19 protein-coding genes are annotated in these 22,019 nt (G+C 29.7%); 10 read left to right on the top strand and 9 right to left on the bottom strand.

Going from position 1 to position 22,019, the window contains the following annotated elements:
* Positions 1-84: 84 nt before the first annotated feature.
* Together KO494_RS13200 and KO494_RS13195 are read left to right on the top strand one after the other, a co-directional pair.
* Positions 85-2,484: a TonB-dependent receptor gene (locus tag KO494_RS13200; protein ID WP_215968084.1), complete on the top strand. Its 2,400-nt coding sequence runs from the start codon at positions 85-87 to the stop codon at positions 2,482-2,484.
* A gap of 97 nt (positions 2,485-2,581) precedes the next feature.
* Positions 2,582-3,703, top strand: coding sequence for a PepSY domain-containing protein (locus KO494_RS13195; RefSeq protein WP_215968083.1), 1,122 nt, complete (start codon positions 2,582-2,584; stop codon positions 3,701-3,703).
* 17 nt (positions 3,704-3,720) lie between these two features.
* Here the strand turns inward: KO494_RS13195 and KO494_RS13190 are convergent, their stop codons facing one another.
* The gene (locus KO494_RS13190) at positions 3,721-4,293 is read right to left on the bottom strand and encodes a GNAT family N-acetyltransferase (RefSeq protein WP_215968082.1); all 573 of its coding nucleotides are present in this window, start codon (positions 4,291-4,293) and stop codon (positions 3,721-3,723) included.
* A complete protein-coding gene (locus KO494_RS13185; RefSeq protein WP_215968081.1) occupies positions 4,294-4,929 on the bottom strand; it encodes an alpha/beta hydrolase in 636 nt (211 codons plus the stop codon).
* Positions 4,930-4,969: 40 nt separating this feature from the next.
* On the opposite strand from KO494_RS13185, the gene KO494_RS13180 reads away from it, so the two are divergent.
* The 5 genes from KO494_RS13180 (at position 4,970) to KO494_RS13160 (ending at position 9,857) form a co-directional block, all read left to right on the top strand.
* The gene (locus KO494_RS13180; RefSeq protein ID WP_215968080.1) at positions 4,970-5,395 is read left to right on the top strand and encodes a PaaI family thioesterase; all 426 of its coding nucleotides are present in this window, start codon (positions 4,970-4,972) and stop codon (positions 5,393-5,395) included.
* Positions 5,395-6,513 (top strand): chorismate-binding protein, encoded by a 1,119-nt coding sequence (locus tag KO494_RS13175; protein WP_215968079.1) that lies wholly within the window; start codon positions 5,395-5,397, stop codon positions 6,511-6,513. The genes KO494_RS13180 and KO494_RS13175 overlap by 1 nt, the downstream gene beginning before the upstream one ends.
* Positions 6,514-6,685: 172 nt before the next feature.
* Positions 6,686-8,446, top strand: coding sequence for a 2-succinyl-5-enolpyruvyl-6-hydroxy-3-cyclohexene-1-carboxylate synthase (menD, locus tag KO494_RS13170; RefSeq protein ID WP_215968078.1), 1,761 nt, complete (start codon positions 6,686-6,688; stop codon positions 8,444-8,446).
* A 125-nt stretch (positions 8,447-8,571) separates the two neighbouring features.
* Positions 8,572-8,913: a DUF2853 family protein gene (locus KO494_RS13165; protein ID WP_215968077.1), complete on the top strand. Its 342-nt coding sequence runs from the start codon at positions 8,572-8,574 to the stop codon at positions 8,911-8,913.
* Positions 8,914-9,026: 113 nt separating this feature from the next.
* Positions 9,027-9,857 (top strand): S1 RNA-binding domain-containing protein, encoded by an 831-nt coding sequence (locus tag KO494_RS13160; protein ID WP_215968076.1) that lies wholly within the window; start codon positions 9,027-9,029, stop codon positions 9,855-9,857.
* Between the two features lie 7 nt (positions 9,858-9,864).
* Here the strand turns inward: KO494_RS13160 and KO494_RS13155 are convergent, their stop codons facing one another.
* Positions 9,865-10,302: a hypothetical protein gene (locus tag KO494_RS13155; RefSeq protein ID WP_215968075.1), complete on the bottom strand. Its 438-nt coding sequence runs from the start codon at positions 10,300-10,302 to the stop codon at positions 9,865-9,867.
* Between the two features lie 174 nt (positions 10,303-10,476).
* Positions 10,477-10,899 (bottom strand): hypothetical protein, encoded by a 423-nt coding sequence (locus KO494_RS13150; protein ID WP_215968074.1) that lies wholly within the window; start codon positions 10,897-10,899, stop codon positions 10,477-10,479.
* A gap of 266 nt (positions 10,900-11,165) precedes the next feature.
* Between KO494_RS13150 and KO494_RS13145 the strand changes: the two genes are divergently transcribed.
* The 3 genes from KO494_RS13145 to KO494_RS13135 all read left to right on the top strand — a co-directional run bounded on the left by KO494_RS13145 (position 11,166) and on the right by KO494_RS13135 (position 13,797).
* Entirely contained in the window at positions 11,166-12,005 is an 840-nt protein-coding gene (locus tag KO494_RS13145; protein WP_215968073.1) for a 1,4-dihydroxy-2-naphthoyl-CoA synthase, read from the top strand.
* A gap of 3 nt (positions 12,006-12,008) precedes the next feature.
* The gene (locus KO494_RS13140; protein ID WP_215968072.1) at positions 12,009-12,911 is read left to right on the top strand and encodes a 1,4-dihydroxy-2-naphthoate polyprenyltransferase; all 903 of its coding nucleotides are present in this window, start codon (positions 12,009-12,011) and stop codon (positions 12,909-12,911) included.
* Positions 12,912-13,119: 208 nt separating this feature from the next.
* Positions 13,120-13,797 (top strand): metal-dependent hydrolase, encoded by a 678-nt coding sequence (locus KO494_RS13135; protein WP_215968071.1) that lies wholly within the window; start codon positions 13,120-13,122, stop codon positions 13,795-13,797.
* A gap of 171 nt (positions 13,798-13,968) precedes the next feature.
* On the opposite strand, the gene KO494_RS13130 is transcribed toward KO494_RS13135, so the two are convergent.
* The 5 genes from KO494_RS13130 to KO494_RS13110 all read right to left on the bottom strand — a co-directional run bounded on the left by KO494_RS13130 (position 13,969) and on the right by KO494_RS13110 (position 22,004).
* Positions 13,969-14,445 (bottom strand): hypothetical protein, encoded by a 477-nt coding sequence (locus tag KO494_RS13130; protein WP_215968070.1) that lies wholly within the window; start codon positions 14,443-14,445, stop codon positions 13,969-13,971.
* A gap of 73 nt (positions 14,446-14,518) precedes the next feature.
* Complete coding sequence (locus KO494_RS13125) at positions 14,519-14,782, bottom strand: DUF202 domain-containing protein (protein ID WP_215968069.1); 264 nt, start codon at positions 14,780-14,782, stop codon at positions 14,519-14,521.
* A gap of 1 nt (position 14,783) precedes the next feature.
* Positions 14,784-16,385, bottom strand: coding sequence for a class I SAM-dependent methyltransferase (locus KO494_RS13120; RefSeq protein WP_215968068.1), 1,602 nt, complete (start codon positions 16,383-16,385; stop codon positions 14,784-14,786).
* A gap of 88 nt (positions 16,386-16,473) precedes the next feature.
* Positions 16,474-18,885, bottom strand: a complete 2,412-nt coding sequence (locus KO494_RS13115; protein WP_215968246.1) for a thiamine pyrophosphate-dependent enzyme — start codon at positions 18,883-18,885, stop codon at positions 16,474-16,476.
* A 323-nt stretch (positions 18,886-19,208) separates the two neighbouring features.
* Positions 19,209-22,004 (bottom strand): metalloprotease, encoded by a 2,796-nt coding sequence (locus KO494_RS13110; protein ID WP_252730395.1) that lies wholly within the window; start codon positions 22,002-22,004, stop codon positions 19,209-19,211.
* Between the last annotated feature and the right edge of the window lie 15 nt (positions 22,005-22,019).

Raw genomic sequence — 22,019 nt, 5'->3', positions numbered from 1 at the left:
TTTAGAATTGTTATAAATAATTTGGTCGTTTTGTAATACATATATATTTTTGCTATTATTTATAAATAGTCTAAATAAGAATTAATGAAAAGTATTATACCATTTTTAGCTTTTTTCTTGCTAACAAGCGTAGCGTTTGCTCAAAACGCAAGCATATCTGGAACAGTTACAGATAATAACCAAACTCCTTTATTAGGAGTTAATGTGTTGCTAAAAAACACTTCTAAAGGATCACAAACCGATGAAAACGGAAAATTTGAAATTAATAAACTTCAAAATGGAGATTATGTAATTACCATATCTTATTTAGGGTTTAAAACCAAAGAAGTAAAAGCAACAATAACTAATAATCAAAATCTAGAGCTAGGAAACATTACACTTTTTGAAGGTAATGAAATATTAGGCGAAGTTTTTTTAGAGGGAAATAGAAAAAATAAATTTTCAAGAAAGCGAACAGCTTATGTTTCTAAAATGCCTTTAAAAAACATTGAAAATGCTCAAGTATACAATACCATTACTAATCAATTAATGATTTCTCAATCGGTAAATACTTTTGAAGATGCATTAAAAAATGCTTCAGGTATTAGTAAATTATGGTCTTCTACAGGAAGAAGTGGTGATGGAGCAGGATATTATTCTAGTAGAGGTTTTTCGGTACAACCACAATTAGTAAATGGTGTTGCTGGTATTACTAACGGATTTATAAATCCTTCAAACGTAGAAAGAGTAGAGGTTATTAAAGGCCCTTCTGGTACTTTATTTGGTAGTACAGTTACCTCTTACGGAGGATTAATAAATATTATTACTAAAAAGCCATACAATACTACAGGAGGAGAAATTTTAGTTTCTGGTGGTACTAATGATTTTGCTAAGCTAAATGTAGATGTAAATTTAGCTGCTAATGATAAGTTTTCTTTACGATTAAATGGAGGTTTTCAACAAGAAGATAGTTTTCAAGATGCTGGTTTTAAAAAATCGGTATTTATAGCTCCATCTATTTCTTATAAATTAAACAATAAGCTAACGTTTAATTTCTCTTATGAAGCTTCTGCAAATGAACAAACCAATGAAACATTTCTATTCTTAAATAGATATGGACCATTAGCATTTGATTCTATTGAAGATTTAAACTATGATACAAACTTATCTTTTACAAATGATGATGTAACTATAGATAATGTAACGCAAAACTATCGTGGTGAAGTTGCTTGGAAAATTTCAGATAACTGGTCTTCTCAAACACTTATTGCTGGTGGTTTAGCTAAGTCTTTAGGTTTTTATACGTATTTATGGAATGCTGCAGATTATTCTAACCCTACTGCTCCTGTAGGAACAGAGAATTTTAGCTTATATGCACAAGATACAAATGCTAGAACCAAAACCGTAAACCTGCAACAAAACTTTACAGGAACTTTTAAAATTGCAGGGCTAGAAAATAAATTATTAGTTGGTTTTGATTACTTAGACTCTAAAATTATAGACAATAGCTCTAATTGGGGATATTTACATACTATAAACTTAAATGGAGATTTAATTTATGGGGAGCCAGAAATTAATGCAGATAATTTAAATACAGCGCTTTCTGGTTTAGGTTTTGTAGATAGTGATGTACGACAAAATGTACTTGGTGCTTATGTTTCAGATGTTATTAAAATATTACCTTCTTTATCTGTAATGGCAAGTGTACGTTATGATAGATTTGACTACCAAGGAGATAGAAATACCAATACAGATGATGATACGGAATATACAGAATCTACATTTTCTCCAAAATTGGGTGTTGTTTACCAACCAATTATAGATAAGGTTTCTGTATTTGCTAATTACCAAAATGGTTTCTCTTATGTAAATCCACAGTACATTACAGATTTTACTACAGGAGATGTGGCTTTACAGTCTTATGATGTAGAACAAGCAAACCAATTTGAATTTGGTGTAAAAACTAACTTATTAGACAGTAAACTAGAAACAACATTAAGTTTTTATAACATAAATGTAGATAATAAATACTATTGGTCTACACAAACCCAAGATTTAGAAGTTAATAGTAAAGGTGTAGAATTAGAAGTAAATGCAAACCTAATTGAAGGTTTAAATATACATACTGGTTTTAGTTATAATGACTCTGAAATTACAAATTCTCCTTCTGCAACCTTTTTAGAAGGTAACAGATATGGGGAGTCAGGACCAGAATTTACCTACAACTTTTGGGCAGATTATAAATTTTTAGGAAACTTTGGTCTAGGAGCTGGTTTTAACGGTCAATCGGAGTATGACACTATGGTAGATTACAAAACAGTAACAGGAAGTTTTTATATTCCTGCTTATACTATATTTAATGCATCTGCTTATTATGATACAGATAAATTTAGAATTGGAGTGAAAGCAAATAACTTAACAGATGAAACTTATTATTCTGGTTGGAGTACAGTTACACCACAACAAACCAGAACACTTTTAGGTACTTTTAGTTATAAGTTTTAAGAAGTAGGTAACCTATAAATACAGTATATAATTATCCTGTCTGGAATGTAAAATTATTGATGTTTTTTATTCCAGGCAGTATTTATTTTAAAAAATAATGAGGAAAAAAATTCTAGTATTGCATAAAATTCTTGGTCTAACTACAGGAATTGTTGTTTTTGTTGTAGCAATAACAGGTTGTTGTTGGGCTTTTAGAGATGAAATTGAAAGTTTGTATGATGATTATAAAACTGTAACACCACAAGAAACTGCTATCATTACACCAACGCAAGCAAGAGAAATAGCGCAAAGCGTTTTTCCTGATAATTCTATTCATGGTACATTATTTAAAAACTCTGATGCTGCAGCTGTAGAAGTTATTTTTTATGACGCCGAACCAGAATTTTATCAGAGTGTATTTTTAAATCCGTATTCTGGAGAGATAATTCAAGTAGACAATCATATGTCTGGTTTTTTTGCCTTTATTTTAAAAGGACACATGCGTATGTGGTTACCAAAAAGTATAGGAGAACAGGTAGTACGTATTTCTATTTTAATTTTTCTATTTATTATTATTTCAGGTATTGTTTTATGGTGGCCTAAAAAGAGAAAAAATTTAAAGCAACGTGTTACTTTTGATTGGAAAGCTACTACACGTTGGAAACGTAAAAACTTCGATTTACACACTGTTGTAGGCTTTTATATTTGTTGGTTAGCTTTTATAATAGCTTTTACAGGATCTGTTATTTCTTATGATTGGTTAAAATATGTGGTGTACGTATCTACAGGAGGAGATAAAGTGCCTGCTTTTATTATTCCAGAAAATGTAAGTGAAACTCCAAAAGATGCTTATGCTGTATTACCAATGGATAATTTAATTACTAAGTTGAAAAAGGAAGCGCCTCACGCAGAAAGTTATGAGTTGCATTATCCTGAAAGCGATAGTACGAGTGTTTATGTAGAGGTTTCTAACACCAAAGGTCTTTATTATGATTCTGATTATCGTTTTTTTGATCAAAATACATTAGAAGAAATTGAAACACCTGCCATTTTTGGTAAATACAAAGATGCTAAATTTGCCGATAAAGTTTTACGAATGAATTATGATATTCATATTGGTGCCATTGGTGGTATTGTTGGTAAAATAATTGCTTTTTTAATTAGTTTCATTGTAGCAACATTACCTGTAACTGGTGTATTATTATGGTATGGACGAAATTATAAAAACAAAAAGGCTTAGTATTAAAAGTAAATTGTTTAAAAACCTTTAAAAATAGTTTTCTTTATTTCTGGCCATTCTTCTTTTAAAATGCCATAATAACAAGTGTTGCGCTTAAATCCATCACGCATAAGTGTGTCTTTACGTAATAGACCTTCAAAAGTACCTCCAATTTTTTCTACGGCTTTTCTAGATCTTAAATTACGTTCATCTACTTTAAATGCTACTTTATCAAATTTTAATGTTTCAAAAGCATATTGTAGCATTAAAAATTTTACTTGTGTATTTAATCCAGAACCTTGAAAATTTTTGCTAATCCATGTCCAACCAATGTATAGTACTTTATTTTTATGGTTTATTAATCCAAATCGTGTGCATCCTGCATATACTTGTTTTTTCTTATTATAAATAAGAAACGGAATTGCTGTTTTGTGGTAGTAAGCATCTACAGCAAGTTGTACATATTCTTTTAGCTTTTCAGGAGGAGAAATAGCACTAGGTGAGTAGTATACTAAATCTTTTTCTTCTGCAATTGTAGCTAGATGTTTATAGTTACTCAGGTCTAAGAGCGAAAGTTTTACATACTCGTTTTCAAGATGAGGTGTATACATTTATACTAATTGATTTATCAATTCAACATTAACCACATGCTTGCCTTTAAAAGAAATAATATGCAATCTATCTGTAAATAATTCTTTTGCTCTATTGGTTTCGTAGACAATGCGTGCTTCATTTAAATACTCATCTTCTGTACCATAAATCATAGTTACTTTTGCTTTTAAAAAGCTAAAGTCTTCAGGTTTTAATTCTTTAGGTATACTTCCAGAGTGCAATATTAATTGCGAACAAGATAGTTTTCGTTTTGCAACATATCGCGTTGCCACACTCACACCTTGTGAGTATCCTAAAACAATAAGGTTTATGTTTTTTGGTAAGGCTTCGGCAGCTAAAACAGCATCAAAATTACGCATCACGTTTTCGGTTTCTGTTGCGGTGTTTTCTTTGGTTAGCCAGCTTGCGCCAACATGTTTAAATTTTGGAGTACTATAATATTTACTTTGTGCTTGTGGTGCAATAATATAGTTCTCGTCTTTATTTAATCCTTCAAAATACCTTAAAAAATACCTGCTTAAATACCCCATTCCGTGACATACAAACCAAACATTTTTAGTCTTGTCGCTTAATGTGTTTAAAGTAGCATAACTATTGGTAGTTGTGTATGAAATTTCTTTTTCTTCTAAATTCATTTTGTACTTTTACAATCCGACAATAAAAATACATATTTATATGCAATTAACTAAAGAAAGCGTTTTAGCAAAAGCAAATGAGGCTAGTAAAAACACCTTAATGGAAACCTTAAATATTGAAATGGTAGATTATGGCGAAGATTTTTTAGTTGCCAGAATGCCTGTAGATTCTAGAGTGTATCAGCCAGACGGAGTTTTGCATGGTGGTGCTACTGCAGCTTTAGCAGAAAGTGTTGGTAGTTTTGCGTCGCATATTTTTATAGATACCGAAAATAAATTTGTTCGTGGTTTAGAAATTACGGCAAACCACTTAAAAAGTGTTACCGAAGGCTTTATCTATGCAAAAGCTACTTTTTTACACAAGGGTAGAACCACACAATTATTAGATATTAGAATTACCGATGATCATGATAATTTAATATCTATATGTAGATTATCAACCATTTCATTACCTAAAAAGAAGTAATGAATTCTACTGATTTTATTGAAGAAATACAACAGCATTTTAATCGCGCATTACCATTTGTAGTTTACAGAAAACCAAATAGGTTAGAGGTGTATGCAATGCTTCAAAAGGATGAAAAACTGCATATTATACAAGATTATACTGAAAGCGGATTTGTTTTTTCGCCTTTTGATGCTAAAGAACAAGCGGTTTTAATTCCTTCAAATTCTTCAGAAGTATTAAAAACAGATGATGTGATCTCGTTTACAACAGAAGCATCTAGCATACACAAAAATACTTCAGAAAAAAACAAAGAAGCGCATGTACAATTAGTGCAAAAAGGAATAGATGCTATAAAAAATAAAGATTTACAAAAGGTAGTTTTGTCTAGGTGTGAAACACAAGAACTTACAGAAGAAAATCCTTTAAAAATTTTTAAAAATTTATTACAAAAGTATGCTACAGCATTTGTGTACTGTTGGTATCATCCACAAGTAGGTTTGTGGTTAGGTGCAACACCAGAAACTTTGTTGAAAGTGCAAGGAAATAGGTTTAGTACTATGGCTTTAGCAGGAACGCAAATATACTCTGGAACAGAAGATGTAGTTTGGCAAAATAAAGAAAAAGAAGAACAGCAAATAGTTACAGATTTTGTAGTAAACAGCCTGAGTTTTGCGGTAAAAAGTATAAACGTATCTCAAGTAGAAACGGTTAGAGCAGGAAGCTTATTGCATCTTAAAACAGCAATTTCAGGAACTTTAAATAAAGAACTTTTCTCTTTTAAACAGTTACTTTCTAGCTTGCATCCAACTCCTGCAGTTTGTGGTTTTCCTAAAGAAAGTGCAAAACAATTTATTATAAAAAATGAAAATTATAAAAGAGGTTTTTATGCAGGTTTTTTAGGAGAATTAAACATAAAAGAAACTAAATCTAGAAATACAAACAGACGCAATGTAGAAAACAACGCATACGCATCTATAAAAACAGTTTCTAATTTATATGTAAATTTACGTTGTATGCAACTAACAAATAAACAAGCTTTAATTTATGTTGGTGGCGGAATTACAAAAGATTCTATTGCCGAAAATGAATGGGAAGAAACGGTAAATAAAACACAAACAATTAAGGCTGTTTTGTAAATAAGTTGCAATACGATGTAATTGTAAATAGTTTATTATAAATATTTTTTTTAATACTAGTTTACTTCATATATAAATTGCAAAATACGTTCGTGTATTACTCGCAAAAACTTACATTTGTATATACCTTTTTTTTAATTTAAAAAGACTCCCATTTTCATGGGAAGTACACATGAAATACCCAAAAATCCCTTTAGCACAAACCGTAATACAGCTTTGTAAAGCAAAGCATATTAAGCATATTGTAATTTCTCCAGGTAGCAGAAGTGCACCTTTAACTATAGGTTTTACACATGATGCGTATTTTTCCTGTTACAGCATTGTTGATGAGCGTTGTGCTGCATTTTTTGCTTTAGGTATTGCGCAACAAATACAAAAACCGGTTGCTGTAGTTTGTTCTTCTGGTAGTGCTCTGTTAAACTATTATCCTGCCATTGCAGAAGCTTTTTATAGTAATATACCATTAGTAGTTTTATCTGCAGATAGACCAAAACATTTAATAGGAATTGGTGACGGACAAACCATTAACCAAGAAAATGTGTATGAAAATCACATTCTCTATTCTGCCAATTTAAAGCAAGATGTTAAAGCAGAAAATAGCTTTGCACCACAAGAAGAGGTGCCAATTTTTAAGAATATTGAAACTAAAATAGAAAAACTTTTAGGTCTGCAACAAAATATTCAAACGCAAAACGAAGCAGAAATAAATAAGGCTTTAAATGTGGTGACACATAAAAGCGGACCTGTACATATAAATATTCCGTTTGATGAACCTTTATATGAAACTATAAGCTCCTTAACAGTAAACCCTAAAGTAGAAGAAGTAACTGTTAAATCGAACAAAATAGAAGCCTTACAGGTGGCAGATTTAGTTTCTAATTGGTATGATGCTAAAAAAAAGCTAATTGTTGTAGGTGTTAATAAACCTAACAGTATCGAGCAGAAATGGTTAGATGAATTGGCAGAAGATGAAAGTGTTGTGGTGTTTACAGAAACTACTTCTAATTTACACCATCCTCAGTTTTTTTCAAGTATAGATAAAATAATTGCGCCTTTAGATACAGAAGAATTTAAAGCCTTGCAACCAGATATTTTATTGACTTTTGGAGGATTAATAGTATCTAAAAAAATTAAAGCTTTTTTACGTACTTATAAACCAAAGCAACATTGGCATATTGGTACAGAAAAAGCTAATGATACTTTTTTCTGTTTAGAACACCATATTAAAATAGCTCCAAATCAGTTTTTTACACAGTTTTTACAAGAAGTAAAACACCTAACAAAAAGTGATTATCAAAAATATTGGAGTCACATAAAAAAAGTTAGAAAAAAGAAGCATGCTGCTTTTTTTGAAAACTTAGAATTTTCAGACTTAAAAGCATTTCAATTTATTTTAAAATCTATTCCAGATAATAGCATTTTACAATTAAGTAACAGTTCTACTATTAGATATGCACAACTGTTTAATATAAATAAAACGCTAGAGGTTTTTTGTAATCGAGGTACTAGTGGTATTGATGGTAGTACAAGTACTGCTGTTGGTTGTGCTGTTGCTAACACAAAACAAACGGTATTTATTACAGGCGATTTAAGTTTCTTTTATGATAGTAATGCACTTTGGAATAATTACATTCCTAATGACTTTAGAATTATTGTAATAAATAATCAAGGAGGCGGTATTTTTAGAATTCTTCCTGGAGATAAAAACTCTGAAAATTTTGACACTTATTTTGAAACGAAACACCAATTATCAGTAAAACATTTATGTGATATGTATGGTTTTGAGTATGTAAAAGCATCTAATATTGATACCTTAAAAGACACATTGCAGTCTTTTTACTTAGCGTCTGATTCCCCTAAAATATTAGAGGTTTTTACACCAAGAACAATCAATGATACTATTTTGCTGCGTTACTTTAAGGCATTAAAGTAGATTGGTCGGTAAATACTAACTTTTAATCGTTAAAATAAAGTATTTAAGAATTAATTAATTGGTGTACTGTACTTTAATTCTTATCTTTAAGTTACTTAAAAATCATTAACTAAAAAATAATAAAAATGAGTAAAAGAGACGATTTAATTGTAAAGTATGCAGCAGATTTAAAAGATAAAATTGGTGTAACACCTGATATGGATTTACTAACTAAAGTTACTATTGGTTGTGGTCCATCTATTTACAATGCTGATGCTGCAACAGTTTCAGGATCTGATGCCTCTGAGTTAGCAACAGTTAAAAATAATTTTTTAATTAAAAAATTAGGTTTAAAAGATAGTGAAGAATTAGACAAAGCTATAGATACTGTAATGGAAAAATATGGTAAATCTAATAGAAGTAAATACAGAGCAGTTGTATATTATTTATTAACACAACATTTTAAAAAAGAGTCTGTTTATAAATAGAATCTTTATCAAATTTATTAAAGCGCTACTAAAAAGTAGCGCTTTTTTCTTTTCTAGCAATTTCGTAATTAAAAAAAAGCATTTTTAATTTTTAATATCCTTACTTTTGTAGCATGATACAAATAGGAAAATACAATACACTTGCTATAATACGTGAAACAGAACCAGGATTATTCTTGAGTGATGATGATGACAATGAAGTTTTACTACCAAATAGATATGTGCCAGAAGAATTTAAAATTTGGGACAAGTTAGAAGTGTTTGTTTATTTAGATAATCAAGAACGTTTAGTAGCAGTTACAGATAAACCGTATATACAACGTGGTGAATTTGCATTATTACGTTGTAATGAAGAAACAAAACATGGTGCTTTTTTAGATTGGGGAATGGTAAAAGAATTATTCTGCCCTTTTAAAGAGCAAGCCTTTAAAATGAAAAAAGGAGGTTGGTATTTGGTATATTGTTATCTAGATGAAGAAAGTAATAGATTAGTCGCTTCTAGTAAAACCAATCAATTTTTAGATAATAGAGAGTTAACCGTTTCTGAGTTTGATGAGGTAGATTTAATAGCTTCGCATCCTAGTGATATTGGTTGGAATGTGATTATAAATAAAAAACATTCTGGTTTAATATATACCGATAATATTTTTCAAGATATTAGCGTAGGAGACAAGCTAAAAGGAATTGTTAAAAAAATAAGACCAGGAAATAAAATAGATATTATTTTAGGGCAAGTTGGTTATAGAAATATTGAGCCAAATGCAGATAAAATAATGAAGCATTTACAAGATAATAGTGGGTTTTTAAATCTTACCGATAAATCAAACCCAGAGCTTATTAAAGAGATGCTGCAAATGAGTAAAAAAAGTTTTAAAAAAGCTATAGGTACTTTATATAAACAAAAACTTATTGCAATTAAGCAAGATGGTATTTATTTAATATAATAGATTGTTACTTTTGGTTTTTTTTATATAAAATTTGCTGTTCTAAATTAATTGTCTTTACCCAATTTACAGCTTCAAAAATACTATTGAAGCGTTCTATTTTTGATTTAAAAAACAATTTTTCAACAGCCACATTTGCCCAGGATTTTTCAGTATAAGATACAACAGCAAGACCATTTAGCTTCCTTCCAGATTTAAAAAAATGCTGCCAACCTAAAGGGTTTATAGAGTATTGGTTTATTCTGTTAGATATTAAGCTTATAACAGGTCTGTTTTTGTAATAATTAGTAGCTATATTTATTATTTCTTGAGAAATTTCCCAGTTATAAACAACACCTTCATGTATCTCTGAAACAATAAAATCTTTAAAAAAATAGTAGTTTCCATGTTCTAAAAAATGAGCATCTTCTATAAATTCTTTTAAAGTAGTATCTGTAATTTTCATTAATAGCCAATTTAAATTATTAGTAATCTGTAGTTTCGAATAAATGTTATTTAACCGAAAAAAGTAGGTAGGTAGATTTGAGGAATTTAAGTAAGCTATTGGTAGATAGAATAATTAGTTTTTAGGAGGTTCTATCTATAATCAGGGCTTTAAACAATTACGCTATTAATTGTATTAAGCAATTTTTCTATTAGGTATATTTGAAATGGTACATATAGCATCATCTAAGTTTTTAAAACATTCTGTTTTACACTTAATAAATTTTTCTTCTAGTTTAGCATTTAAATATGCTAATTCATTATAATAAACAAAAGAGACACTTTTTAATTGGTTAGCATTTTTGTTCTTATAAAAATTAAACCAATATGTTGGTACAATAGAATAATTATTTACTCTATTAGATATTACATGTAAATTATAATTAGGTCCATAATAATCAAAAATTAATGCTGTTAATTCTTTAGAATAGTTTAAATCAAAAATAACCCCTTCATTTATTTCGGTTACAATAAAATTATCAAAGCAATACACCATGCCAAAACCTGTTTTAAAAGCATTTTTTATTAATTGATTGTATTTGGTATTAGATAACTTCATTAATTAACCTTAAATTTTAAGCTAAATTATATGCTGTAGTTTTCAATTTTAAACTGAAAAATTACAAATACGCAATACACGATGTAATGCTTGAAATGTTCGATGAAATACAATGTTTGTGTAAGAAAATACGCTTTTATTAAATTTTGAATGATTTTTAACCTTCTGTTTTGTAGTGTTTTACAAAAATCAAGTGTACTTTTCAATATTTTTAAGTTGTAACAGTGTTAAAAAAAAATAGTATTTTTACTCACCAAAAAAAAAATATGAGTCAATTAAACTGGGAAACAGCTAAAGAGTACGAAGACATTACCTATAAAAAATGTAATGGAGTTGCAAGAATTGCTTTTAACAGGCCAAATGTAAGAAATGCATTTAGACCCAAAACCACTAAAGAATTATATGATGCATTTTATGATGCAGGAGAAGATACTAGTATAGGTGTAGTTTTATTATCTGCAGAAGGTCCTTCTACTAAAGATGGTATTTGGAGTTTTTGCTCTGGAGGCGATCAAAAAGCAAGAGGGCATCAAGGATATGTAGGAGATGATGGTTACCACAGATTAAATATTCTAGAAGTACAACGTTTAATTCGCTTTATGCCAAAAGCAGTAATTGCAGTTGTTCCTGGTTGGGCAGTTGGAGGAGGTCATAGTTTACATGTGGTTTGCGATTTAACTTTAGCAAGTAAAGAACACGCTATTTTTAAACAAACAGATGCAGATGTTACTAGTTTTGATGGAGGCTATGGTTCTGCATATTTAGCCAAAATGGTTGGTCAGAAAAAAGCACGTGAAATCTTTTTCTTAGGAAGAAATTATTCTGCACAAGAAGCCTATGAAATGGGAATGGTAAATGCTGTTATTCCTCATGAAGAATTAGAAGAAACTGCTTATAATTGGGCGCAAGAAATATTAGAAAAATCACCTACATCTATTAAAATGTTAAAATTTGCAATGAATTTAACAGATGATGGTATGGTTGGTCAACAAGTATTTGCTGGTGAAGCTACACGTTTAGCTTATATGACAGACGAAGCCAAAGAAGGTCGTGATGCTTTTCTTGAAAAGCGCAAGCCTAACTTTCCTAAAAAGTGGATACCATAATCTATGAGTACTTTTTCATATTGGATAGAAGCTGCAAGATTAAGAACATTACCGCTTTCTTTATCCGGAATTATAGTTGCTTCGGCATTAGCAGCTTATAATAACGTTTTTAATTGGACCATTTTTATATTGGCTATTTGTACTACCATAAGTTTTCAAGTTTTATCAAATTTTGCAAATGATTATGGTGATGGTGTAAAAGGAACAGATAATGAAGATAGAATAGGTCCTGAACGTGCGTTACAAAGCGGAAAAATTTCTGAGAAAGCAATGCTAAAAGGGATAAAAATTAATATTGTTATAGCAATTATCTTATCTTTTGTATTAATTCTCGCTGCTTTTGGTACTAGTCACTTACTATATACATTGGTGTTTTTTATTTTAGGCTTAGCTTCTATTTATGCAGCAATTAAATATACTATGGGAAACAATGCTTATGGCTATAGAGGTTTAGGAGATGTTTTTGTTTTTGTGTTTTTTGGCTTGCTAAGTGTAATAGGAGGCTATTTTTTATATAGTAAACAAATAGATTTTATTACTTTTTTGCCAGCTTGCACCTTAGGTTTTTTAAGTACTGCAGTATTAAACCTTAATAATATGAGAGATATTGCATCTGATAAAAAAGCAAATAAAAATACCTTGGTAGTTAAATTAGGTAGCGTAAAAGCTAAAAAATACCATTATCTTTTAATTGTTTCAGCAATGCTTCTGTCTTTACTTTTTGCAATTTTATATTATAACTCCATATTTAATCTAATATTTCTTATAGCTTTTGTTCCTTTATTTATACATCTAAAAAAAGTAAAAAATAATACAGAGCCTGTACACTTAGATCCTGAACTAAAAAAAGTAGCACTTAGCACCTTTTTATTAGCTATTCTTTTTGCTATAGGATACATATTGTAATCTGTTTCTTGTTAAATATGCTAAAAAGCATAATTTTAACCATAATTATTTGTAAATCAAACAATTATGGTTAACTTTAGACTATTGATACTTCATGGTAAAGTAAAAATACTAAGTATTAATTTCAATTTTGGGGATTGAGAAACTCAGACAAATTCTACAATTGGTCTGAGTTTTTTTTGTAATTTACTTTTTTTAAAAATTAATTATGAAAATAACATTTTACGGTCACGCCAGTTTAGGTATTCAAATAGAAGATATACACATTCTTGTAGATCCATTTATAACAGGAAACCCAAAAGCTTCGCATATTGATATAAATACGCTAAAAGCAGATTATATTTTATTAACGCATGCACATCAAGATCATATTCTTGATGTAGAAGCAATTGCAAAACGCACAGATGCTGTTATCGTTTCTAATTTTGAAATAGTAACACACTTTCAAAATTTAGGTTTAGAAGGTCACCCAATGAATCATGGTGGTACTTGGGATTTTGATTTTGGTAATCTTAAATACGTTAACGCTATTCATACTTCATCTTTTCCTGATGGAAAATATGGAGGACAGCCAGGAGGATTTGTGTTAGAAAGTGAACATAAAAATATTTACATAGCAGGAGATACAGCCTTAACTATGGATATGAAATTAATACCAATGCAAACCAAGTTAGATTTAGCTATTTTACCTATTGGTGATAATTTTACCATGGGAATTAATGATGCTATTCTTGCTAGTGATTTTGTAGATTGCGATAAGGTTTTAGGGTATCATTTTGATACTTTTGGTTATATAGAAATAGACCATGAAAATGCTAAAAAACAGTTTTTTAATAAAAATAAAGACCTTATGTTGTTAGCAATAGGGGAAAGTATTGAACTTTAAAACTAAAATTAATGAATTGTTTATAGTTGTTAAAGAAAGAAAAGCACTTGAACAAGTTCGTAAACTATTAGAGAATAATCAGGATGATTTAAGCGAATGCAATACCCTTAAAGGAAGTATAAATAATAGATTCTATATCATTGCATAATACAATACCTATAAAGAATAGTATTATTCTTCTAGTTCCTCTAAAGCCATATTATAATCATACTGTAAATCTTCATGCAAACCTGAGATGATTTTTTTTATCGAAGTGATTTGTCTATCGTAAATATTGATAAGTGTAACGTTTCTTTGTATAGATGGTTTAAAATCTTTAAGTTTTTGGCAGAAGTAGAGTAGTAGCTCTACTTCTGTTTCCTTTTTTAAAGAGTATCTGCTAAACTTTTTAATCAGTCTTAATATTTTACGAACGCTTTTTTTTATGTAAAAATAACTGTCTGTATTAATGGTTTCAAACTGTAAATCAATTTCTTGTTTTACGTTTTCAATATAACCAGCTTCGTCATGTGCTTCAAAAAGTAAATAGGTAAGTAATTCTTTATTTTCCTTTTTAAAGCGAGATAAACGCAAACAAAGATTCATTAACTCTTCGGTAGAGTTATGCTTTAGTTCGTCTTTAAGTTGTTTTACAGTAGCTGTTTTCATTGAAGAAAGGGAGTTTTTTATTTTCTTAAATCTTAGAAAATTCTAAACAAAATTGTTTTTTATTATAGGTAAATTAAACCTTATAATGTTTTTTAATAGTTTTTTTTACTAAAAATAATCTAACAATACCAATAAATAGTATTACTGGAGAAGTAGCAACTAGTAGAATTCCAAAAGTTTCTAATTCTGTAAAAAGTTCTAATTTTAAAATAGCAAGTCCTGTTCCTAGAAAGACTACAAAAGTTCTAAAATAAGCTAAAAAAGTACGTTCATTTGCTAATTTTGTTCTTTCTATTGCTAGCCAATCTCTTGTTGTTAAGCTGTTTTCTTCTGTCATTTTAATTGTGCCCTTTTAATAAATTAATACTTACTGTTGCTAAATTGTTATTAGGAAATTTTGAAAAATAGTTGTTATCAGGATGTAAACCAACCTCTGTTGCTATTTTATTAAAAACATCTATTTCTAAAATATATTGATCGCTATAACCATGCGTAGCATCATAAGCAGTAGCAGCAGTTTTACCAAGATTTGTTGCTGTAAATTTAGGATTAATTGTGTGTAATTCTATAATTAACAAGCCAAATTTTTCAACATAGGGTTTCCATTTTTGCAAATGTTCACGTAATGAATCTTCTACCAAATTATTACTAAGGCGTTTGCCTTGGCTAGAAAAGGCACCAGAAGAAGAACTTGTTTTATTGGTGATGGTTTTAGGGGTTTCCCAAATTCTGTTATGATCTAAAAAAGTACGTACATTAAGCAAATCTTTAAGTTCAATATTATAATCTTCTTTTAAGTCTTTAGCCAATAAATCTGGTCTGCCAATATCTCCCCAAATTACTTTAGCCCAAATATCTGCTTTAATTAAATTGGCTCTGGTTACTTTTAATGCTGCTTGATTAAAATCTGCGCCAACCAATAATAATGGATGTTCTTCAAGTATTTTACCACGTAATGTTTGGTGTTCAATAACATCAAAAATATGGTTAATAAAAGCACCATTACCACAACCCATATCTAGAATACCTTTAGGCTGTTCTTCAATAGGTTTATTAAAGAGTTTAATAATTACTTGGTCTATAACTTTAAAGTAGGTAGCATGTGCACCACCACTTCCCCAAACATTCATTTCTCTATGCACGTGTTTTTCGGTTTCGTCTGGAGCGCTTGTTTTTAGTACCAAAGGATTACCAAAAAGTAATTGGTCTAGTTGTAAAAAGGTTGGTAAGTATGAAACGGTTACACCATACGCACTTGCTCTTTTTGCAAAAAATAATCCTTGATCTGTAAACTGGTAGGTGTTTTTCTTTTTAGTAAACCAGCCTAAATGTGAAAAGAAATCTAGTATTTTTTTAAAACTTTCTGGGTCTTTATGATATTCCTCAGCTGTAAAAGATGCTTCCATAAAGTATTTATGAAACAAACCATTTACACCTAACATGACAATTATAGGAGCAACAATGCAGCCTTCAATATGTTTTAAGACTTGTTGTTCTATTGCTGTATTTGCTTGTAAATTAAAACTTTTTTGATAATTTTTAAAAATACGTTCTAAAGCTATAAAGGCATCTGCACTAACATGTTTTTCTGGAAAAGTAACCGAATAGGAGAGTAACTTTATAGCTTCTTCATATAAAGGTGCTAGTTTAAAAGCTTTTTCACTATTTTGGTTGGTTTGGTAAGAGACAATATTGGTAGTGTTGTTTATATCTTGTACCAACCAACCTTGTGCTGCTAAAACGCGTAAGGCAATGTTTAAATAGCCTTCATTAGCTTTAAATGTTGCAGCAAGATCTGTTGTGTTTATATTTTTGTTTTTTAGTAAAAAATCTAAAACCCCTTTTTTATGTAGTGCAAAAGTTGTTGTTGCAGTTGCTATACCATCTAAATGTCTAAAAATTGTTCCTCTAAGCTGTTCTTTATCTTTTTTGGTAAGCATTTGTTGTTGGTTTGATTTACTATAAATATAAAAAAAACCTTTCAAGTATTTCTTGAAAGGTTTTTTTAAGTATATATAAATCTTATGGTTATCTTAATTTTGGATAATTATTAGGATTAGCCTCATGCATTACTTGATATACAGCTTCAAAAATATCTTCGTGCGATGGTTTTGAAAAGTAATCACCATCTGTACCATAAGCAGGACGATGGCTTTTTGCAGTTAAAGTTTGAGGCTTACTATCTAAAAACTGGTAAGCATTTTGCGTATTTAATATTTCGTTTAAAATATAAGCAGATGCTCCTCCAGGAACGTCTTCGTCAATAACCATTAGACGATTTGTTTTTTCAATGCTTTTAACAATATCGTGATTTAGATCAAAAGGAAGTAAAGATTGCACATCTATAACTTCTGCATCAATACCAACTTCTACTAATTCTTTAGCAACTTGAGCTACAATATTTAAAGTAGAACCATAAGAAACTAAAGTAATATCATTTCCTTCTTTTACAGTTTCGACAATACCTAAAGGTGTTTTAAAGGCACCAATATTGTTTGGCATTTTTTCTTTTAGTCTGTATCCATTTAAGCATTCTACAATTAAAGCAGGCTCGTCACTTTCAAGTAAAGTATTATAAAAACCAGCAGCTTTGGTCATGTTTCTTGGTACTAAAACATGAATACCACGAACAAGGTTAATAATACCACCCATTTGTGATCCAGAATGCCAAATACCTTCTAGTCTGTGCCCACGTGTTCTAATAATTAATGGAGCTTTTTGTCTACCATGTGTTCTATAGTGTACTGTAGCTAAATCATCACTAATTATCTGTAATGCGTATAATAAATAGTCTAGGTATTGAATTTCTGCAATAGGTCTTAAACCACGCATAGCCAACCCAATTCCTTGACCTAAAATAGTAGCTTCTCTAATTCCTGTATCAGAAACACGAAATTTACCGTATTTTTCTTGCATGCCTTCAAGACCTTGGTTTACATCACCAATATGTCCTGCATCTTCACCAAAAATTAAAACTTCAGGGTGTTTGGCAAAAAGCGCATCAAAATTATCTCTAATTACTAGTCTTGCATCTACCATTTTAGCATCTGCATCATAGGTAGGTTTTACTTCTTCAACTTGTAAAGCAGAACGGTTTGATTGGCTATATAAATGCGAGCTGTATTTAGGTTGTATGGTATTAATATAATTATTTATCCAATTAACAAGTTGTGTTTTTTCTGCTGAATTTTCGCTAATTACATAGCGTAAAGCTTTTCTAGCAGTAGAAAGGTTGTCTTTTCTTATTGGCTCTATAATAGCAGTTAAATCATTTTTAAGTTTAGTTATAAAAACTTTATTAGCACTAGTATTAGCAATATTTTCTAAAAGCGAAATAAGTTCACTACGTTCTTGAATAATAGGGTTGCTATAGGCAGACCACGCAGCTTTTTTACCTTCGCGAACACGCTTTTTTATGTCTTTTTCAATTTCTCTAAGTTCTTCTTTGGTTGCAAAATTATTTGCAATTATCCATTCTCGCATTTTAAGGTTACAGTCATGATCTGCTTCCCAATTAAGTCTTTCTGCATCTTTGTAACGTTCATGTGATCCTGAAGTAGAGTGTCCTTGAGGTTGTGTTAATTCATTAACGTGAATTAAAACAGGAATATGGTTTTTTCTGGCAATTTCACCAGCTTTTTGGTAAGTTTCTATTAAGTTAGGATAATCCCAACCTTTTACTCTTAAAATTTCGTAACCATTAGTATTATTTTCACGTTGAAATCCTTTTAAAATTTCAGAAATGTTTTCTTTGGTAGTTTGGTGTTTTGCGTGTACAGAAATTCCGTATTCATCATCCCAAACACTTATTACCATAGGTACTTGTAAAACACCAGCAGCGTTTATGGTTTCAAAAAACAGACCTTCACTAGTACTCGCGTTACCAATGGTTCCCCAAGCTACTTCGTTACCATTAACAGAAAAGTTAGAGGTATCTATACCTTCAACATTTTTATAAATTTTTGAGGCTTGTGCTAAACCTAGTAAGCGAGGCATTTGTGCAGCAGTAGGTGAAATATCTGCACTAGAGTTTTTTTGTTGGGTTAAATTGTTCCAATTTCCGTTTTCATCTAAACTATGTGTAGCAAAATGTCCTCCCATTTGTCTACCAGCAGACATTGGGTCTTTGTTTATATCTGTGTGTGCATACAAGCCAGCAAAAAATTGCTCGATGGTAAGTTCACCAATAGCCATCATAAAGGTTTGATCTCGATAATAACCAGATCTAAAATCTCCATTTTTAAAGGCTTTAGCCCAAGCTAGTTGTGGTATTTCTTTACCATCACCAAAAATTCCAAATTTTGCTTTTCCTGTAAGAACTTCACGACGACCTAATAAACTGCATTCTCTGGAGGTTACAGCAATAGTATAATCTTTTAAAACTTCAGCTTTAAAATCGTTAAAAGAAATGTCTTCAATTGTTTCTGGATTTGTTGTCATTTTTGATGCTTTCATAAGTGGCAAATTTACATAAAATAAAGCGTTTTTGCAATATACTAATGTCTTTAAGTATTGCGAAATTAACAATATAAAGGTGTTAATTTTATAAATAACAAAATATAAACCATTAATATAGAAAATTTATGAATATATTTTAATGCATTTTCAACTTAAATATAATTTATTTAACTATTTAAAAGGAAGACTTTTATAGCTGTTAATATACTTTTTTTCGATAAATTTTAAAATAGATACAAGTATAAAACTTTAAAAATGATGTTATATGCTTGTAGTTGCGCTTTCGTTTTAAGGTAAAATAGAAATTAATACCAGCGTCTTCTAAACAGGCCGAGTAGCGATTGTATATCTGCAGTAAATTTAAAACGTATTTTTTGGCTGTACTGTGGTTGTGCAATTTCCCATCCTAGATTTGAGTATACCGGAAAGTAAATTTCAAAATAATCTTCTACTAAATTTATTCTTAAACCTGAATCATAAATTAATTTAGCTTTTTGATTTTTGTTTTTTAATGTTCCTAAATCTCCATATGCATGAATGTATTGCCAAATAGATGTACTTATGTTTGTAGTTGCCATCCATTGGTTGGCAAAAGGAGTTTCTAGTTTAGACTTAAAACCACCTTCAGCAATAATTAGTTCCTGACTAAATATACCAGTGCTTTCAGACCTTCCTAAATAACTATAATCAAATAAATAATCAGTAGGTCTGTCCAGGGCAAAACTAAAATAATTATTACTTGCTAGGTTGTTGTTTTTTAAGAATGCTCCTGCAAAGAATCTAACATTAAGTTGTCTGTTGTTTTGGTATAGCTTTCTGTATTCGTAATTAAAAGATATTTTACTAAACGTTTGTGATGCTTGAAAATCTGCAAACCAACTAGAAAACTCTATTAAACCAGGGTTTTTGTTTATATATCTTAAATTAAATACATTATAGTTTGGTTCTGCTTCGTCTAATAGAATGTTATTAATGTCTTTATCTCTTCTAATACTAACATATCTTACATTTAAATAGCCTCTTTTATTTGCTCGTAAATTTTCGGTATCTCTAAAATGAAAAGTTATAGATGGTTTTATTGAGGTTACAAAAAGATCAGGAGCATAACTATCATAACTACCTGTTAGTACATATTGAATTTTAAATAAATTTCTGTTGCTATTATTATATTGATGGTATACAAGGTTAGCAGAACCAGTTAAAGCATTAGATTTTAAACCATACTGAGGAGCAATTTTATAGGTGAAATCTTTTTTAAGTACGGTTTTATTGTATGCTTTTGTACCTACCACAATACCATCATAAATATTGTTAAACTCTAAAATTGGCATAATTAAAACTTGATTATACCTAGTATCTTCAACGTCTTTTAACAGTCTTATTTGTAGTGGTTTGTTGAATAGAGAATTAGTTAATGATTGTGTGTTGTTTCTATTATTTAGCTCTGGTGTTAAGTTGTCTTGATTAATAACAAGTTTTGTAGCGTTGTTTTTTGGTAGTTTTATAGTGTCATAAAGAGAATTGTTATTAATCCAATATTTAGCTGTAATACTATCTTTATTTAAAGTAAATAATGAAGTAGGCATGCTTGTTTTGCTTTTATTTTTAATAACAACTTTAATAGAGTCTCTACTTTCTTCAACCTTTTTTATTTTGTAATCTATTTTTTTTGAGGTTTTTAAAAATTCATCAAAAAACCAATTAATGTCTTTAGAAGCTTTTGTTTTTATAAATTTTTCAAAATCTTTGGTTGTTGTAGCTTTTAGTTTTTGATTGGTTAAAAATTCAGGTATAGATTGATTTAATTGTATACTTTCATCATAACTATTTAAATACTCTAAGCCTATTGCAGCTTTGTTTGGGTTTGCTATGTTTTTGTTGAATTTTAATAAGGAATCTTTTTGCTTGGTAAGTGGTTGGTCTTGGTTCCCTCTTGCCATATTCATATATAATAAATTATACTGATCATTAAAATTAAGTTGTGCAGCACGAAAAGATTTTATTCCCCAGATATTAGAAAGGCTTCCAAAGATTTTCATATCTGGATAATATTCTTTCACGTATTTTTTTAAGAAATATATTTGAAAACCATCTACTAACCACTGGTCTTTTCTTGGGTTTATTAAAAGTGTGTTTTCTAAATAATTGTATAAGGCTGTTTTTAATAATTTTAATTCGTATTGAAAGCTATCTGGAAATGGACGAAAAAAGTCTGGTAATAGGTTTAAACCATAAATAGGTTTTTTCTTATAATCTGTGTTTGATACTAATAAACGTTCGTGCGGATAATTGCCAAGGTTTTTAGTTATGAATCCAGCAACCTTATCTGTAATTAATACTCTTTCTGTTTGCGATAAATTTACATCACCAATACTAGATACCACACTAAAATAATCTGTTTGTACTGTATTAAAACGAGGTTCTTGAAATAAAAATAATTTGGTGTTAATTCTATCTTTTCCTTTTAAAGTGGTTATAATGTTGTTGTTACGCTTCGTGCTTCCTACTTCATTAAGTTCTGAGGTTAAGATATAGCTTTCTGGATATGTAATTTCAAAGGTTTGATCTGCTTTAGGTATGTATGCATCTTCAATACCTTTGTTACTAAAGTAATGCCAAGTACCATCATAAACAGCAGGAGTTATATACCAATATTTTAAATTTATATTATTATCACTGTCTATACCATAGCGTGTAAATTTAGCATTAGGTATTTGTATAATATAATTTAAGTGCAGTGTATAGGTTTGGTTTGGTGCTAATGCAGTATTTAATCTTACTTTTATAATATCTAATTGATTTTTTAATCTTTCATGACTTACCTCTTTATTGTCCTGCTTTAAAGAAGTAATAACAGTGAAACCTCTGTCTTCGTTTTTTGCAAAGTGAAAATCATTTTTATATTCTTCGGCAAAACGTTTGGCTAAAGGAGTGTTTTTTGTAGAATAGCTATTGCTCCAATCTGTTAAATAAATATATTGTAATGTATTGTTTGATGTGTTTTGATATTGAATAGTTTGTTCTATTTTAATTTTTTTACTTTCCACATCAAAAGTTGCCTTTAGGTCAATGGTGTTTTGACTAAAGCTTAAAAAATTCACTAAGGTGAATAGAAA

It is taken from the genome of Lacinutrix sp. C3R15 (assembly GCF_018860825.1).
Classification (GTDB): Bacteria; Bacteroidota; Bacteroidia; order Flavobacteriales; family Flavobacteriaceae; genus Oceanihabitans.
This window is presented reverse-complemented; position numbering and strand designations above follow the sequence as displayed.

Coding starts and splice junctions, on each gene's coding strand:
- KO494_RS13190 (WP_215968082.1), bottom strand. CDS start 4,293: ATGTATACACCTCATCTTGAAAACGAGTATGTAAAACTTTCGCTCTTA.
- KO494_RS13135 (WP_215968071.1), top strand. CDS start 13,120: ATGAAAATAACATTTTACGGTCACGCCAGTTTAGGTATTCAAATAGAA.
- KO494_RS13150 (WP_215968074.1), bottom strand. CDS start 10,899: ATGAAGTTATCTAATACCAAATACAATCAATTAATAAAAAATGCTTTT.
- KO494_RS13195 (WP_215968083.1), top strand. CDS start 2,582: ATGAGGAAAAAAATTCTAGTATTGCATAAAATTCTTGGTCTAACTACA.
- KO494_RS13120 (WP_215968068.1), bottom strand. CDS start 16,385: ATGCTTACCAAAAAAGATAAAGAACAGCTTAGAGGAACAATTTTTAGA.
- KO494_RS13155 (WP_215968075.1), bottom strand. CDS start 10,302: ATGAAAATTACAGATACTACTTTAAAAGAATTTATAGAAGATGCTCAT.
- KO494_RS13145 (WP_215968073.1), top strand. CDS start 11,166: ATGAGTCAATTAAACTGGGAAACAGCTAAAGAGTACGAAGACATTACC.
- KO494_RS13140 (WP_215968072.1), top strand. CDS start 12,009: ATGAGTACTTTTTCATATTGGATAGAAGCTGCAAGATTAAGAACATTA.
- KO494_RS13125 (WP_215968069.1), bottom strand. CDS start 14,782: ATGACAGAAGAAAACAGCTTAACAACAAGAGATTGGCTAGCAATAGAA.
- menD (WP_215968078.1), top strand. CDS start 6,686: ATGAAATACCCAAAAATCCCTTTAGCACAAACCGTAATACAGCTTTGT.
- KO494_RS13160 (WP_215968076.1), top strand. CDS start 9,027: ATGATACAAATAGGAAAATACAATACACTTGCTATAATACGTGAAACA.
- KO494_RS13185 (WP_215968081.1), bottom strand. CDS start 4,929: ATGAATTTAGAAGAAAAAGAAATTTCATACACAACTACCAATAGTTAT.
- KO494_RS13180 (WP_215968080.1), top strand. CDS start 4,970: ATGCAATTAACTAAAGAAAGCGTTTTAGCAAAAGCAAATGAGGCTAGT.
- KO494_RS13175 (WP_215968079.1), top strand. CDS start 5,395: ATGAATTCTACTGATTTTATTGAAGAAATACAACAGCATTTTAATCGC.
- KO494_RS13200 (WP_215968084.1), top strand. CDS start 85: ATGAAAAGTATTATACCATTTTTAGCTTTTTTCTTGCTAACAAGCGTA.
- KO494_RS13165 (WP_215968077.1), top strand. CDS start 8,572: ATGAGTAAAAGAGACGATTTAATTGTAAAGTATGCAGCAGATTTAAAA.
- KO494_RS13130 (WP_215968070.1), bottom strand. CDS start 14,445: ATGAAAACAGCTACTGTAAAACAACTTAAAGACGAACTAAAGCATAAC.
- KO494_RS13115 (WP_215968246.1), bottom strand. CDS start 18,885: ATGACAACAAATCCAGAAACAATTGAAGACATTTCTTTTAACGATTTT.